We start from the raw sequence: 15,737 nt of genomic DNA on the forward strand, positions 1-15,737 counted from the left end.
TCTACATGGATCATTTATTATTTTTTTCCGCAAGCTCTGCGAGCATATCTCGGGTCACCAATACGATCCCCTTATTCGACACTCTAAAGCCATTCTCTTTGTCTAAGTCAGTATCGTAACCAATTGTCATCCCCTCTGGTATTTGACAACTGCGGTCAATGATTGCGTTTTTGATTTTGCAGTTACGCCCGATTTTGGCACCAGGCAACACAACGGCTCCTTCAATTTCACAATACGAGTGAACATGCACATTGGAAAACAGCAATGAACGCTTAACCTTAGAGCCAGAAATAATACAGCCACCAGAAACCGTTGAGTCTACGGCCATACCGCGTCTATCATCATCATCAAATATAAATTTAGCTGGTGGTAACTGTTCCTGATAAGTCCAAATTGGCCAATGAGGATCATAGAGATCAAGTTGTGGTTCAGGAGAAACCAACTCCATATTTGCTTCCCAGAATGAATCAAGCGTCCCTACATCTCGCCAATATGGCTGCCCTTCATGTGATGGGTCGCAAAATGGATACGCATACACATTATGCTCTTCTATGATGGATGGGATAATATCATGACCAAAGTCACGGCCAGACCCTTCTCGTTCCGCATCCTTTTTCAACTGCTCGAATAAAAACTCAGTGTTAAACACATAGTTCCCCATAGACGCCAAACATACACCTGGCTTTCCAGGGATTGACGTCGGATCTACCGGTTTTTCATCAAAGCGACGCACCCGGTTGCTTTCATCTACCGTCATTACACCAAACGTTTTTGCAGCCTCTCCACAGGGCACTTCAATACAACATACGGTCATATCTGCACCTGTCTCAACGTGCTTTGCAAGCAAGCCACCGTAATCCATTCTGTAGACATGATCACCCGATAGGATCATAACGTATTTGGGAAGCTCATGACGAATAATATCCATATTCTGGAAAACTGCATCTGCTGTGCCGCAGTACCATTCATCACCATATCGCTGTGATGCTGGCAATATCTCTACAGATTCTCCCAGCTCCTTTTTAAAGTGTCCCCATGCGCGATTAACATGACGAATAAGGGAGTGCGACTTATACTGCGTGGCAATGCCAACCCGACGGATCCCTGAGTTAATGCAGTTAGACAGTGGAAAATCGATAATTCGATGTTTGCCGCCAAAATAAACAGCGGGTTTCGCTCGCCAATTGGTGAGCTCGTGAAGGCGCGAACCTCTTCCACCCGCAAGTATTAAAGCATATGTTTCTCGAGTGAGGGTACTAATATAACGATTCGCATAATTAGGCATTATTTCTTCTCTCCATAACTTTTTTGCGGTGACTACTGCATTGGGCTCAAGCGCCAAATATCATCGCTGTAATCTTGAATTGTTCTATCGCTAGAAAATTTTCCACTTGCTGCGGTATTGAGAATACTCATGCGCAGCCAATGTTCCTTGTCTTTGTATGCTTGAGCCGCATGCTCTTGGCTCTCAACATAGGAAGGAAAATCTTGTGCCACTAACCAAGGATCGGTACTACTCTTAATTGAGTTAATTACGTCATCAAAGATATTAGGCTCAAATAGGTTAAAGTGCCCACTTTCGAGCAAAGCCATAACACGTTTAAGGTCATTGTTGCTTTCTATTATCTTAAGGGGCTGATAATTTTGGCGCACTTGCTGTGCTTGTTCAGCAGTTACACCAAATAAGTAAAAGTTGTCTGCACCAACGCATTCTCGTATTTCAATATTTGCACCATCTAAGGTACCTATGGTGATCGCGCCATTCATCATAAACTTCATATTGCCTGTGCCAGAGGCTTCTTTTCCAGCAGTTGATATTTGCTCTGATAAGTCTGTTGCAGGACAAATCACTTCCATTTTTGAGACATTGTAATTGGGCATGAAAGCCACTCGAAGATAGGGCCTCGCCGCGGGGTCATTGTTGATAACATTGGCAACATTATTGATTAATTTAATGATCTTCTTCGCCATGTAATAACCGGGTGCAGCCTTACCTCCAAACAGTACGCAACGAGGAACAAGCTCTGCCACATCGCCACGACAGATCCGATCGTAAAGATGAATAACATGCAATACGTTAAGCAACTGACGCTTGTATTCATGAATACGTTTGACCTGAACATCAAACATCATAGTTGGGTCAAACTCTACCTGACATTCATGAGCAATTAGCTCAGCTAGACGTTGTTTGTTGTTTTGTTTGACTGTTAACCATTGCTTTTGGAAGGCGTGGTTATCGTAAAAACGACGTAGTTCACTAATTTTAGAAAAATCAGCTTGCCACCCTTCGCCAATTTTATCGCTAATCAATCGCGCCAGTTCTGGATTACAATGCGATAACCAGCGCCTTGGCGTCACACCGTTGGTTTTATTATTAAACTTCTCTGGGCACAGTTGATAGAAATCGTTAAACAAGCCAGCTTTTAATAACTCGGTATGAAGTGCAGCAACACCATTGACAGAATAACTACCTACAATCGCAAGATACGCCATGCGAATTTGAGGATGGCTAGACTCCTCAATGAGTGACAGCGCGCGCTGCTTTTCGATATCACCGGGCCATTTCATTGCAACTTCCGACAAAAAGCGGGCATTGATCTCATAGATAATTTCTAGCAACCTTGGTAACAAGCGCTCAAATAAACTCACAGACCAGCGCTCTAATGCTTCAGGCAATAAAGTATGGTTGGTATATGCCATGGTTGATGTCGTTATCTTCCACGCGGCATCCCACTCCAGCTCGTAATCGTCTAATAAAATACGCATTAGTTCAGCTACGGCAATACTGGGATGGGTATCATTGAGTTGGAATACGTGATAATCCGCAAAATCACTAAAATCATCACCGTATTGCTCAACCCACGTTGCGATCACGTCTTGTAAGCTCGCGCTGGATAAAAAGTACTGTTGCCTTAATCTCAGTTCTTTACCATTTTCACTGGCATCATTGGGGTACAGCACCATCGTTATCTGCTCAGCAAGATTCTTTTTCGCCACCGCTTCTGAATAACTACCAGCGTTAAATTCGTTGAGGTCAAACTCATCGGTTGCCTCTGATTTCCATAGTCTTAATGTGTTTACCACCTCATTACGATATCCAGGCACAGGAACATCGTAAGGCACCGCGAGAATATCTTGAGTATCAAGCCACTCACGATGCTGCCTACCATTTTTGTCAGTATGTACTTCAACATGACCAAAAAACTTAACTCTGCGGGCTTGTTCTGGTGCGGCAAGCTCCCATGGATGACCTTCACGGAGCCAATTATCTGGCTGTTCTACTTGGTGACCCTGTTCACAGGTTTGGTTAAACATCCCAAATTCGTAACGTAAACCGTAACCAACAACAGGAAGGGCTAATGAAGCACAGCTATCCAAAAAACAAGCTGCAAGGCGGCCTAAACCACCATTACCAAGACCTGCATCATGTTCAGCCTGCGCGACCTCTTCAAGCTCAGTACAGTATTCTTGTAATGCCGCTTGAACTTGTTCTTCTAAGTCTAGATTTAACACCGCATTAGACAGTGCTCTACCCATTAGAAATTCCAGCGAGAGATAAGCTGCTTTACGCGTCTTTTTACTCTTTATGTGCTCTTTGGTTGCTCGGCAACGGGCGACTAATCGGTCACGAATGGTCAAGGCTAATGCATGGTACAAATACAGTCGCGACTCTCCTACTTTGTCTCGACCTAAGGTGTAGTAAAAGTGACGAGTCAAATCATCACTCAAGGTGTTTTCATCTATCTTTGGTGCATCTTGCCAATGTTTTACCACGCATACTGGCGCACTTTTATTAGCCATGCTTTTCATCCCCTTTGATTGATGTAAATATCCATGCTGACTTAGCTGGAACCTGTAAATAAGAATCTAACTCTGGTCTTTGCGGCTCAACCGCGGTGGTGATTGCTTGCTGCCAATGAGATGAAAATGCACTAAATGGCAGCTTTATTTGCAATGCACTTTCACTGGCGTTCAATATTATCAATAAGCTTTGCCCTAACTGCTGATCAGTAATGGTGTAACTCAACCATTTGCGGCTCGGCTCTCGCCATTGTTCAGGCGATAACGGCTTTGCTTGTTCATTAAACCAATTCACCGCAAAACGACTGTCACTGTCATGGACATAAAATGAGTGAGAAAACGCGGCAAATTGCCTTCGAAGGGCAAGTAAATCTTGGATAAAAAAAGTTAAAGTATGGTGTTGCTGGTGGTTTTTCCATGCCAGCCAGCTAGTGCAGTTGTCTTGGCAGTAAGCATTATTGTTGCCACTTTGCGTATGTGCCATTTCGGTTCCCGCACAAATCATCGGGATCCCTTTGGATAAAAACAAAGTGAGTAATGCATTTTTCTGCATACTGAGACGCAATTCATTGATTTGAGGATCGGCACTGAATCCTTCTACCCCACAATTAAATGAAAAGTTTTCACTGTGGCCGTCTCTATTTGCCTCGCCGTTTGCTTCATTGTGTTTATGCTCGTAAGCCGTCCAATCAAACAATGAGAAGCCGTCATGACTGGTAAGAAAGTTTATGGAGTTCAAAGGACCCCGTAAGTTATGTTCAAACAGATCACTGGAGCCATGAATACGCATCGCAAGCTCTGGCAATACTCCCTCATCGCCACGCCAAAAGCGCCTAACGGTATCTCGATATTTATCATTCCACTCACGCCAAGGAGAAGGAAATTGCCCAAGTTGATACCCACCAGGACCAATATCCCAAGGCTCGGCAATCAGTTTTACTTTGCTAAGTACTGGGTCTTGATGGATCGCTTGCAAAAATGCATGTTGATTTGAAAATCCCGAGGCTTGACGAGCAAGGATCGTCGCCAAATCAAAGCGAAAACCATCCACCCCCATGTATTCCACCCAATAGCGCAAGCTGTCCAAGACAAGTCTTAATACCACTGGATTCGAGATATTCATTGTGTTTCCACAACCCGTGTCATTAATGTAGACATTGGGCTTACTCGGCAAGGTGCTGTAATAAGTCAGGTTATCAAACCCTTTAAAGCTAATTGTCGGGCCATCCAAACCACCTTCCGCAGTATGGTTAAACACCACATCCAAAATAACCTCAATGCCGGCTTGATGGAGTCGCTCTACCATTACCTTAAATTCGTTGATGTCGTCGTTAACGAGATAACTTTTGTGTGGCGTAAAAAAGTTGAGGCTGTTATATCCCCAGTAATTTTTTAGTCCTTTGGTCGTAAGAAATTGCTCGTTGATAAACGCATGCACAGGTAGCAGCTCAATCGCAGTAACACCAATATGCTTGAGGTGATCGATAAAGGTTTGTTCAGCAATCCCTAAATATTTTCCTTGGTGTTTACTTGGAATATCTGGATGCCTAACAGTTGCGCCTTTAACATGACATTCATAGATCACCGTTTTACTCCACGGAGTCTTAGGTCGCTTCCCTTGATACTTCTCAATCGCCGTCACTTTACTCTTTGGCATATCACAGGCGTTATCAGATGGGTTTATATGGCCTACTGGCAAATGGCAAAAATGTCGTTCACTCCAAGTAAACTCACCAAAAAAGTCGCGGCAATATGGGTCTAAGAGTAACTTATTGGCATTGAAAAGCAGCCCTTTTTCCGCGCTATACTCTCCGTCTACACGATAGCCATATAAGTCTCCGACTTGTGCTCCCTCGATAAACAGTGACCAATTCCCGCCCTCATGCCGAAACATCCCTATCCGATTCACTTCGCTATGGCCGCTTTTGTCGAACAGGCACAGGGTTACGCGTTTTGCTTTCGGTGCATAAACACAAAAGTTAACGCCTTTATCACTGGCCGTTGCACCCAATAATTGATGATCGCCGCGATAACTGGTTAGCATGTGCCACCAGAGATCAGCTGCAAATACACGGTTGCCAAAGGCGGAACGGTTATATCGATACTTTGCTCAAAGCCATGGCTTGCTATGTTTTTCGATTCAATGAGTTGTTGTTTATGTGCAACGACTCCAATGCCGCTCCCCCAAAACGCTTTGTCATCCGTGTTTAAGATAACTTGATACACACCCGCTGACGGCACGCCTAAGCGGAATTGAAAATGGGTTTGTGGCGTAAAGTTTGCGATCACCACCAGCGGTGTGACACCATCTCGTCCGTAGCGTACAAAGCTAAATATGCTTTGCTCAGCGTTCCCCCCATCAATCCAATTAAATCCTGTTGATTTGTTATCGCACTCGAATAGTTGCGGCGTTGATTTATAGGTCGTATTGAGCGCTTTGACACACTTATACACGCCTTGGTGCGCTTCACTTTCAAGCAACTTCCAGTTGAGTTGTTGGTTATGATCCCACTCCTCTCGGGGGGCAAGTTCAGCGCCCATGAACAGCAACTTTTTACCTGGGTGAGCAAACATAAAGCCATAGTAGGCACGTAAATTAGCGAATTGCTGCCAATCGTCTCCTGGCATTTTGCTCAGTAGCGCACCTTTGCCATGTACCACTTCATCGTGACTTAATGGCAAGATGTAATTTTCAGAATAGGCATACACCATCGAAAAGGTCATTTCATGGTGATGGTACTTGCGATGAATTGGGTCTTTGGACATATAGTTTAGCGTGTCATTCATCCACCCCATATTCCACTTATAACCAAAACCCAAACCATCGTGTTCAACACTGCGGGTAACACCGGGCCAAGCTGTAGATTCTTCAGCGACCATCATAATACCTTCATCAACACCATAACATTGGGTATTGACTGATTTGAGGCATTCTATTGCACCTAGGTTTTCACGGCCGCCATATTGATTTGGCACCCATTCCCCTTGTTTACGGCTGTAATCCAAATAAAGCATCGATGCCACAGCATCCACTCTTAAGCCATCGATGGCGTATTCTTTTATCCAATACATCGCATTCGACAGCAAAAAGCTTTTTACTTCAGCGCGGTCGTAGTTAAAAATATAGGTGTTCCAATCTGGGTGAAATCCTTGCCGCTTATCAGCATGTTCGAATAGGTGTGTGCCATCAAATTTATGTAAACCATGAGGATCTGATGGGAAATGTCCCGGTACCCAGTCGATAAGTAATCCGAGCTCTTCACGATGACAGCACTCAACGAAGTAAGCAAAATCCTCCACGCCACCAAAGCGACTGGTTGGCGAGAATAATCCCACCGGTTGGTAACCCCAGGAGCCATCAAAAGGATATTCACTGATAGGCATCAGTTGCAAATGGGTAAACCCCAGAGCCTTTACATAGGGGATAAGGTCGTCCGCTAACTCTCGATACGTAAGATAGCGATTACCTTCTTCCTCTCGGCGTTTCCAAGAGCCCAAATGCACCTCATAAATACTAATGGGTGCATTGATTTTATTACGCAGCGCCTTTTTATCATGATCTGCTTGGCTCAATGTGAAAGCGGCTGGTCGAGCCTGAGTTATACTCGCCGTGCCCGGTGCTTGTTCCATTTTAAATGCAAAGGGGTCGGCCTTTTCTATGCGCTCCCCCTCAAATGTAGTAATTGCAAATTTATAGCAGCAGTCAACCTCCAAATCCGGAATAAAAAGCTCCCATACACCACTGGCTGGATGTAATCGCATTGGATGCTGCACGGCCTGCCAATGGTTAAACTCACCTATCACAGAAACAGACAACGCATTTGGCGCCCAAACACCAAATCGAAACCCTATTACTCCCTCTATCTCTACTTGATGTGCACCTAAATGCAAATAAGCTTGAGCTTGTGTTCCTTCATTAAATAAGTACAAGGCATCATCAGCCAAGCAACTATCAAAACTATATACATCCCTCGCAGTGACGGTTTGCTCTGGGTAGTGCACTTCAAGCTGGTAATCTTTGCTGATGTCATCCGCTTTAAAATCTAATGTGAATAGCGCACTTTTGCGAAACCGTTCAAGCGCATAACTGCTATTGTTGGTAAGCACCTTAACTTCTGTCGCACCAGGAATAAAACAGCGCACGACTGAGCGCTTCGCATCTAGCTGGTGTAGCCCTAAAAAGGCAAATGGGTCGCGACACTTACCGGCTTCCAAAGCGGCTAATTGACTGATGTAGTCATCTACTTGGGCGTCTTCTATTTTTGCTCTTGTATTCATCTATTCTTTCCTGCTGGTTACCGCATCTCGGATCAGCGGCCGAGAACTTGCAATAATTTCCGCTGATGTCTGATTAAGTCGCCTTCTCCAGTTTGGATACTCTTGGTCAGTACCAGGAATATTCACTGGTAACTTCTGTTCGTCGAGGTCATCAAACTGAATTGTCAGCATTTTTGCAGGCGACTTGGCGAGCACATTGATAAGCAACTGATACACATCACGGGCTTCGCTCGCAAGGGTGACACTCACTTCACCATAGCGACTAAGCCAATGACAAAGCTTCTCTCGCTCGGATGTTCGCTCTTCATCCGCTTTTGTTAGCTGGGGTTCGCTCAATAACTGATATTCACGTTTCAACCTAAGGTCATCATGGCTCCACCAGCCAAAAAATGGCGGGACGTCATGGTTAGCAACCATGAGTAACGCATTGTGCTTATAGTGCGTAGGTGCTAAAAACTGACCGTGATAATCCTTCTCGAAGTAAAAAAGAATATTGCTGTATATATGAGACTCAGACATTGCTTCTTTGATTTCGATTGGAACAACCCCTAAGTCTTCACCAATGATCATTACTTGATGTTTGACAGACTCAATTTTGAGGATCGCTAAAAGGTACTCAAATGGATAATATACATAGCAACCTGTTTGCTGCTGATCTTGATAAAAGCACCACCACAACCTTCTTAGGCCCATCACATGATCAATTCTTAATGCCCCAACACCGGTGATGTTCGCTTGGATCAGCTGTTTAAAAAATGCAAAGCGCTGCGCTTTTAACTTAACGGGGTTTAACGCTGGTAACCCCCAGTTTTGACCGAGCTCTGCCCAAGGGTCTGGAGGCGCGCCCACGCGAGCACGTTCGGCATACAAATTTTTATTGCTGTTGTATTCACTTGAACCGTCAGCACAACCAACGGCTAAATCATTGATTAAACCTACAGCCATACCGGCATTCAGTGCCAAAGACTGGCATTGCGTTAATTGTTCAAACGCAAGCCATTGTAAAAATTTAGCGAAGTCATCGTCCTCAAATGCCTTAAGCTCTTGCTGCTTAGCCTGGCAAAATCGAGTAAAGTCTACACGCCACGCTCCAGTTTGTTCACACAATAACTGCCACGCAAAACGTAACGCGTTAAGCTTACTTTCCATACAACGAGTCATATCAAGATATGTCGCGTTCAAGTTAGCCTTTGAGCTGTCTAAATAGTCGGTAAACACACTCACATCTAAACCAAATTGTTCACACAAAAGCTCGATAGAAATGTAAAAAGGGTGCAATAAGCGGCGGTCATTTGGGCTGTACGGGCTCGCTTTTTCTGGCTCATCAACAAACAATAAATGCAGTGGGTTTAGCAAAATGTAGTCAATCCCTTCAGCTGCGCTAGCTTTAACTAATTGCTTTAGCTCATAAAAGTCTGAACTTAACTTGCTGCCAGCAGGCTTTAACGAATATAGCTGAATAGACAACCCAAGGAGCTTTTTATGTTGTTCAATCGGGTCATAGCACTGTCTAGGCGTCACCCAAAGCTCTGTCTCAAACCGCGCACCATTTAACATTACCTCAGCGCTATGATAACCCACTTCAATCGCGTTTATTGGCACTTCAAGTTGAACATAACGTGTATCTTGATAGCGGTAATCCCCAATCGCTACTTGCTTGTTTGGATCGCAAACACAGCAATAACCCAATGCGGGGATCGACACAATTAATTCGTTAATTTGCAGGCCGGCATCCACTCTTATCGTAATAGTTGGCGTCTCCTTGCAAACCAAAGTAATGGCTTCAACTGGCGTTAACCACTTAGCAATATCCAGCTCAAAATTGAGTGTATTTATTTCATCTAGATTGCTGACATCAACACCGCACTCCTGCAATGCCTGTAGGCGAGTTTGGTGATCAAATACCACATGATCACCCGTGTATTTATGGTACTCATAACCAATACCATAGAGATAAAGAAGCTGGGCAATGTTGTCCATTTATAATGTTACGCTCTCGCTGTGGACACAACACTGTTGTCTTCTCCAAAGCCGTTGGGCACATAATCATCTGCTTGATGATCGTTGTCCCAGACTTCACCATCAATCAAATATCTGAAGTGGTAATCTTTGTCGGTTGGTAAACGGTGTTTGAGCTTAAACGCACTGTCTTTTTTGATGAATTTCATCGGCTCAGGTTGCCAATCATTAAAATCACCAGCAAGTTCCACCGTTTTCGCTTCTGGGTGTGAAAATGAAAATGTAATTTCTGCTTCGTCTTTTGTTTTGAAAAACCGTTTAGTGAGCATATAACCCCCGTTTACCTTTTGTGAGTCCTTATTTCACAGTGACGTACGCTAATACTGCAAACGACTGGTAACTGTGTACGATTTATGTCGAGCATATTGAGATTTAAGTGATATTGAATTGCAAAATTAAATTTTAATTAGCTGGCAACTCACCGTTCGCTTTAAAAATCAGCAGCCCTAAGTACAGCAAACAAATATTGAGTTTGTATGACAGTACAAATTTGGTGCAATTTTGCACCGCTTTGGCGCAATCTAAATCAGATAAGCAGTGATTTCAGTTTGCTATGAGTTCCTTGCAATCACTGAGCCAATCACATTAAGAGTCAACAAGAAAGCTAGTTAAGAATGGTTATCATGTAAAGTGAATTTAACTAATAATTGATCCCGCTCATATAAAGCAGTCTGCAAAGTGAAATTTTTAGTACTTTTGCACGATGAAGTTTGCAACTGAATGCTAAAGTGTGTAAAAAACTAGGTTAGCAACTATAATTTCAGATTACATTTTTTGCGATGAAGATCGCATCTGCGTACTATTATTCCGTAATATGCAAGAGACTGAATTACTAAGGAAAGCCTATTCATGCCAAACGCGATAAGACTAACAAGTACCCTACTTCTGGGCACATTATTTGTTGTCATATTGCTGCATCTGTCTTTTAAGGCCCACGTGCTTGAGCTGATCGCTACAACCTCGGTAAATGAGCACCTTACAGTATCAATGGTATCACCTTGGTATTCCCCACTACTGCACGGTTTGAACTTTGCAGCAAACGGAAACCACACTTATGTTGCGGTAGAGTCAACACTCGGAATACCCAAATATCTGGATGTAAGTACAGTCTGGTATGCCGTATTTACTTCTCCAATCACTCTCATTTCAATTGCAACTTTACTCGCGATTGTTGCGTATCTTTTTAAATCAGAGCGCCGCTACCGTAATCAAGATGAAGATATTAGCGAGGTGAATAAGGACGTTGGAGGAATATTGACACGTCTAGAGGTTGATAGTGCGCCACTACATCATAAGTCCTCTCTAGCCAAGCTCAGCCATGCGATCCACGACTTGTCTAGCCATCTTGCTCGCGTAAAACGCCATTCAGAGTCTCAAATTTTTCAAGACAAGCTCACAAAGCTTATAGATAGACATGCATATATTGACCATATTGAGGCAAAGTTAAAGCAAGCTGAGTTGGCGCAACAAAAATGTGGCCTGCTATTTATTGATTTGGACGGCTTTAAACAAGTTAATGATTCATTTGGCCACAGTTTTGGCGACGAAATTCTGATCCAAGTTGCTGCTCGGCTCTCAAAAGTGGTTCGCCAATATGGTTTAGAAGATCGCCACCCTATTCATGGCCTTGAACAAAACCTTTCAAGACTCGGCGGCGATGAATTTTCGCTATTTATTCCCAAATTAAACAATCCAAGTTTGTGCACAGAAATCGCCCAGTCCATTCTTAGTGATATAGAGCGTGATTTCTTGCTTGGCAATAAACTTGTCAAAATTGGAGCAAGTATCGGTATCGCGGTATACCCAGATAGTGCAGCAACACCGAACTCGTTATTGCAGATGGCTGATGTTGCCATGTACAGAGCAAAAACGGATGGTCGTGGAATTTTTAAAGTTTATTCCCCCGAAATGGGGTCGAAAATGCGACGTTATCACTACCTCCTAGAAGAGTTACGACTCGCTATCTCTGCGCAAAGCTTTTATCTGTCATTCCAACCAATAGTGCATGTTGAAGATTGTGCTATCGACTATTTTGAGGCGCTTATTCGCTGGAACCATCCGATAGAAGGGCAAATTCCACCAGCCGAATTTATTCCAATTGCAGAGGAGTCTAATTTAATTTTAGAGCTTGGTGATTGGATCCTACTTGAGTCGTGTAGACAAATGTGTGCTTGGCATAATGCTGGGATGAAAAAAGTAAAAATCTCGGTCAATGTATCTGGAATACAATTAAAACACAGAAAGGTCTTTGAATGGGTAAATGCGGCCTTGGAAAAAACCGGCTTACCAGCCACCGCTTTGATGTTGGAGATCACGGAGTCCACTCTTATAAAGGCCAGCAATGATACGATTTCACAATTACAACAATGCCGAGATGCAGGAATAAGTGTCGCGATTGACGACTTTGGAACAGGTTTTAGCTCACTAAGCACCCTCGCCGATTTACCTATAGATGTGATAAAAATCGATAAACTGTTTATCACTCAAGCTAATAGCAACCCTAAGTATCGTAAGATACTCAATTCCATCAGCGAACTTGGACAGCAGTTAGAATTAAAGATTGTTGCCGAGGGCGTTGAACAAACCGAACAATTTGAGCTAGTTAAAAACTTAGGGATCAGCTGCGTACAGGGGTATTTAGTTAGCCGGCCGGAAAGCTCAAATAATGTAGGTAGCAAAGTGTTAAATGGTAATGTGAATCATATCGCAGCCACCGGCACCAGTATTTGGTTACCAGAGCAAGTTGGGTAACTGACTTTATACACTCTACACTTGTTAGTATTAACGAAACCTTTCAGTTTGAATGCTGCTGCAAATCACTTTAAACAAAGCAGATACAATTCTAACGTTGAAACGGAGATCTTAAAGCATGGCAGAAATTGACTTTTCACAGCGGTTCATTCGAGAAATAGCTTCAGGGTTAGGATTCGGTGGAGGTATTGCGGCAGGAACAGCTATCGTTGTATTTTTAGCCAAAAATGTTGCTAGCAATATCTTTAAAAGGGATATTGAAAAGTATAAATCGGGTTTAAAACTCAGGGAACTTGATTACAACAATAAAGTAGAAATCAAAAAACAACTGGAAGCTATCGTTAGAAAGTATTCTGGTAAAATTTTACTATCCGCTAGTGACCTCCAAGATCGGCTGTGGCACGTTTGTCAAAGACAATCCAATTCAAAAAACCCCGTTCTTTTGGTAGATGATGATAGTCAACCTATGTATGGTGCTTGGCCTATGACAAAAAAACATTATCTATCATCTACTCTTTATATGTTTGCACGATATTTTTATTGGGTTGAGTCTCTCAAAACTGAATTTAGCTATTTAGATTTTGGGGATGATAGTAAAACCAATGAATTTAATTATTACTTGAAAAAAATAGAACGGGCTTTGGCTGATACAGACATTCAAAAGTACTTTTACAGCAGAGTCAAAGTTGACAGACCTATATTTCAATTCATGCAAACTGAAATTGGTGAGCATTTAGCCCAAGATAGCGCAGGGTGTATGTCCTATAAGCAGTTTTTATCGGTATACGATGAACTTATAAAATCCTCAGAAAGCTTTGCTGCTTTGAAAGAACTTTTGATATTAAGCCAGTTGAAACAAAGCAATAATTTCACTCTAACTAGGTTGCGAGTTATATCGAACGCTCTATGTGAGCTCATATATTTTCTTAACAAAGAAAGGGCCCTTATTTCTCCAGATCAATTTGAGAAAGTAAAATTAACAAACTTCAAAGTCGAGCTTTATGAAAAGGACTGGCCTCACCTTCCCAAAGCTTGATTATCCAATATTCATTAAGATCAGGAGAACGCGTTATCGCTTAAATTTGGTTTCTAGGATAACCGACGAATTGGTACGCTCAATCCCCTCTAAATTACCGATTTCATCTAGCAGATGGCTCAACTGCTCCAAACTCTGTGCTTCAACAATAGCAATCAAATCATATTCCCCACTAATGGCATAAAGCGCAGAAACATTTGGCAACTGCTGTAATGCTAAATTCGCCTTTGTAGTAAGTTTTTGTTTTACCTTGATAGAAACGTGTGCAGATACTAAATCATCCATATACTGCTCAGCAAACTCTACGCGATAGCCTTTAATTACACCATTTTGCTCTAATTTTGCGATACGATTTTGTACTGTGGTTCTGGAAAGGTCTAACTTACGTGCCAACTCAGAGATGCTCTCTCGTGCGTTATTACGCAACAGTGCAATGAGCTTTTCGTCTTGTGAACTAATCATTTTGCAATTTAACCATGTTAATTTGACATAAATGATAGCAAATATGTGAATTATTGCACTGCAAATTATTACAAAAGCGCGTAATAATGAAGAAATAGCAAGTTGGCTGTGAGCAGAACAACAAGTAATCAGCTTCTGCCCGACAGTAATACCGCACAATGATAACAATTTAGGAGAAAGCGTCATGCAAGCAAATCGCGAATTATTCGATGAAGTCATGGTTCCAAACTACAACCCGTCAGCCGTTATTCCAGTTAAAGGTCAAGGCTCTCGAGTATGGGATCAGACAGGTAAAGAGTTCATCGATTTTGCAGGCGGTATCGCCGTAAACTGTCTAGGCCATTGTCACCCTGCGCTCGTCTCTGCACTTAAAGAGCAAGGCGAAAAAATTTGGCACTTATCAAATGTGATGACCAACGAGCCGGCGCTTCGCCTTGCCAAAAAGTTAACTGATGCAACATTCGCAGAAAAAGTCTATTTCGCAAACTCAGGCGCTGAAGCAAACGAGGCGGCACTTAAACTTGCGCGTCGTTGGGCTCTGGATAAATTTGGTGCAGAAAAAACGCAAATTATCGCATTCAACAAAGGCTTCCATGGTCGTACTTTCTTCACGGTAACGGTTGGTGGTCAAGCAGCCTATTCTGATGGTTTTGGTCCAAAACCTGCTGATATCACTCATATCGACTATAACGATTTAGCTGCATTTGAAAAAACAATCTCAGACAACACTTGCGCAGTCATGATGGAACCACTTCAAGGTGAAGGCGGGATCATTTCTCCAAATGCTGAGTTTGTCCAAGCTGTGCGCGAACTATGTGATAAACACAACGCGCTACTTATTTTTGATGAAGTACAAACGGGTGTTGGCCGAACTGGTGATCTATATGCTTATCAAGGATTGGGGGTAACACCTGATATCCTAACTAGCGCAAAAGCACTAGGCGGCGGTTTCCCGATTGGCGCTATGCTCACCACCACTGAAATTGCAGCTCACCTTAAAGTCGGCACCCATGGCTCAACTTATGGCGGTAATCCACTAGCCTGCGCGGTAGCAGAAGCTGCATTTGACACGGTAAATACAGAATCGGTGTTAGCTGGCGTAAAAGCCAAAGAACAACTATTCAGAGATGGCCTAAATGCTATTAACGACAAATACAATGTATTTTCTGAAGTGCGCGGTAAAGGTCTTCTTCTTGGTGCAGTACTCAATGATAAATTTGAAGGCCGTGCACGCGATTTCTTGGTAGCAAGTGCAGAGCACGGTTTAATGTCATTAGTTGCTGGTACTAACGTAGTTCGTTTTACGCCTTCCCTTGTGATCTCTGATGAAGAGATCCAAGAAGGTCTAGCACGCTTTGAACAAGCGGTTGCTGCAGTAGTAAACGGCTAA

10 protein-coding genes are annotated in these 15,737 nt (G+C 42.9%); 3 read left to right on the plus strand and 7 right to left on the minus strand.

Annotated features, from left to right (window positions below; genetic code table 11):
* Window positions 1-10: 10 nt before the first annotated feature.
* Genes glgC through GSF04_RS00665 form a run of 6 tightly spaced genes read right to left on the minus strand, consistent with a single transcriptional unit; the run spans window position 11 to window position 10,367 of the window.
* Window positions 11-1,285 (minus strand): glucose-1-phosphate adenylyltransferase, encoded by a 1,275-nt coding sequence (gene glgC, locus GSF04_RS00640; protein WP_211857071.1) that lies wholly within the window; start codon window positions 1,283-1,285, stop codon window positions 11-13.
* A gap of 32 nt (window positions 1,286-1,317) precedes the next feature.
* Window positions 1,318-3,801 (minus strand): glycogen/starch/alpha-glucan phosphorylase, encoded by a 2,484-nt coding sequence (locus GSF04_RS00645; protein WP_211857072.1) that lies wholly within the window; start codon window positions 3,799-3,801, stop codon window positions 1,318-1,320.
* Window positions 3,794-5,845 (minus strand): glycogen debranching protein GlgX, encoded by a 2,052-nt coding sequence (gene glgX, locus GSF04_RS00650; RefSeq protein ID WP_211857073.1) that lies wholly within the window; start codon window positions 5,843-5,845, stop codon window positions 3,794-3,796. The genes GSF04_RS00645 and glgX overlap by 8 nt, the downstream gene beginning before the upstream one ends.
* The gene (gene glgB, locus GSF04_RS00655; protein ID WP_211857074.1) at window positions 5,839-8,079 is read right to left on the minus strand and encodes a 1,4-alpha-glucan branching protein GlgB; all 2,241 of its coding nucleotides are present in this window, start codon (window positions 8,077-8,079) and stop codon (window positions 5,839-5,841) included. The genes glgX and glgB overlap by 7 nt, the downstream gene beginning before the upstream one ends.
* On the minus strand, window positions 8,080-10,059 hold the full coding sequence (malQ, locus tag GSF04_RS00660) for a 4-alpha-glucanotransferase (protein ID WP_211857076.1): 1,980 nt from the start codon (window positions 10,057-10,059) through the stop codon (window positions 8,080-8,082).
* 8 nt (window positions 10,060-10,067) lie between these two features.
* Window positions 10,068-10,367 carry an isoamylase early set domain-containing protein gene (locus GSF04_RS00665; protein WP_010372991.1) on the minus strand — a complete coding sequence of 100 codons (300 nt, stop codon included), beginning with the start codon at window positions 10,365-10,367 and terminating at the stop codon, window positions 10,068-10,070.
* Window positions 10,368-10,947: 580 nt separating this feature from the next.
* Between GSF04_RS00665 and GSF04_RS00670 the strand changes: the two genes are divergently transcribed.
* Together GSF04_RS00670 and GSF04_RS00675 are read left to right on the plus strand one after the other, a co-directional pair.
* Window positions 10,948-12,849, plus strand: coding sequence for an EAL domain-containing protein (locus GSF04_RS00670; protein WP_211857078.1), 1,902 nt, complete (start codon window positions 10,948-10,950; stop codon window positions 12,847-12,849).
* Between the two features lie 118 nt (window positions 12,850-12,967).
* Entirely contained in the window at window positions 12,968-13,885 is a 918-nt protein-coding gene (locus GSF04_RS00675) for a hypothetical protein (RefSeq protein WP_211857079.1), read from the plus strand.
* Between the two features lie 33 nt (window positions 13,886-13,918).
* Here the strand turns inward: GSF04_RS00675 and GSF04_RS00680 are convergent, their stop codons facing one another.
* Window positions 13,919-14,347: an Lrp/AsnC family transcriptional regulator gene (locus GSF04_RS00680; RefSeq protein WP_010372995.1), complete on the minus strand. Its 429-nt coding sequence runs from the start codon at window positions 14,345-14,347 to the stop codon at window positions 13,919-13,921.
* A 184-nt stretch (window positions 14,348-14,531) separates the two neighbouring features.
* Between GSF04_RS00680 and GSF04_RS00685 the strand changes: the two genes are divergently transcribed.
* A complete protein-coding gene (locus GSF04_RS00685; RefSeq protein ID WP_211857080.1) occupies window positions 14,532-15,737 on the plus strand; it encodes an aspartate aminotransferase family protein in 1,206 nt (401 codons plus the stop codon).

Origin of the sequence: Pseudoalteromonas sp. A22 (assembly GCF_018141345.1) — a bacterium.
Lineage (GTDB): Bacteria > Pseudomonadota > Gammaproteobacteria > Enterobacterales > Alteromonadaceae > Pseudoalteromonas > Pseudoalteromonas maricaloris.

What these genes read in the sequence shown, in the direction of transcription:
- glgC (WP_211857071.1), bottom strand. Translation starts at nt 1,285, where the DNA reads ATGCCTAATTATGCGAATCGTTATATTAGTACCCTCACTCGAGAAACA.
- GSF04_RS00645 (WP_211857072.1), bottom strand. Translation starts at nt 3,801, where the DNA reads ATGGCTAATAAAAGTGCGCCAGTATGCGTGGTAAAACATTGGCAAGAT.
- glgX (WP_211857073.1), bottom strand. Translation starts at nt 5,845, where the DNA reads ATGCTAACCAGTTATCGCGGCGATCATCAATTATTGGGTGCAACGGCC.
- glgB (WP_211857074.1), bottom strand. Translation starts at nt 8,079, where the DNA reads ATGAATACAAGAGCAAAAATAGAAGACGCCCAAGTAGATGACTACATC.
- malQ (WP_211857076.1), bottom strand. Translation starts at nt 10,059, where the DNA reads ATGGACAACATTGCCCAGCTTCTTTATCTCTATGGTATTGGTTATGAG.
- GSF04_RS00665 (WP_010372991.1), bottom strand. Translation starts at nt 10,367, where the DNA reads ATGCTCACTAAACGGTTTTTCAAAACAAAAGACGAAGCAGAAATTACA.
- GSF04_RS00670 (WP_211857078.1), top strand. Translation starts at nt 10,948, where the DNA reads ATGCCAAACGCGATAAGACTAACAAGTACCCTACTTCTGGGCACATTA.
- GSF04_RS00675 (WP_211857079.1), top strand. Translation starts at nt 12,968, where the DNA reads ATGGCAGAAATTGACTTTTCACAGCGGTTCATTCGAGAAATAGCTTCA.
- GSF04_RS00680 (WP_010372995.1), bottom strand. Translation starts at nt 14,347, where the DNA reads ATGATTAGTTCACAAGACGAAAAGCTCATTGCACTGTTGCGTAATAAC.
- GSF04_RS00685 (WP_211857080.1), top strand. Translation starts at nt 14,532, where the DNA reads ATGCAAGCAAATCGCGAATTATTCGATGAAGTCATGGTTCCAAACTAC.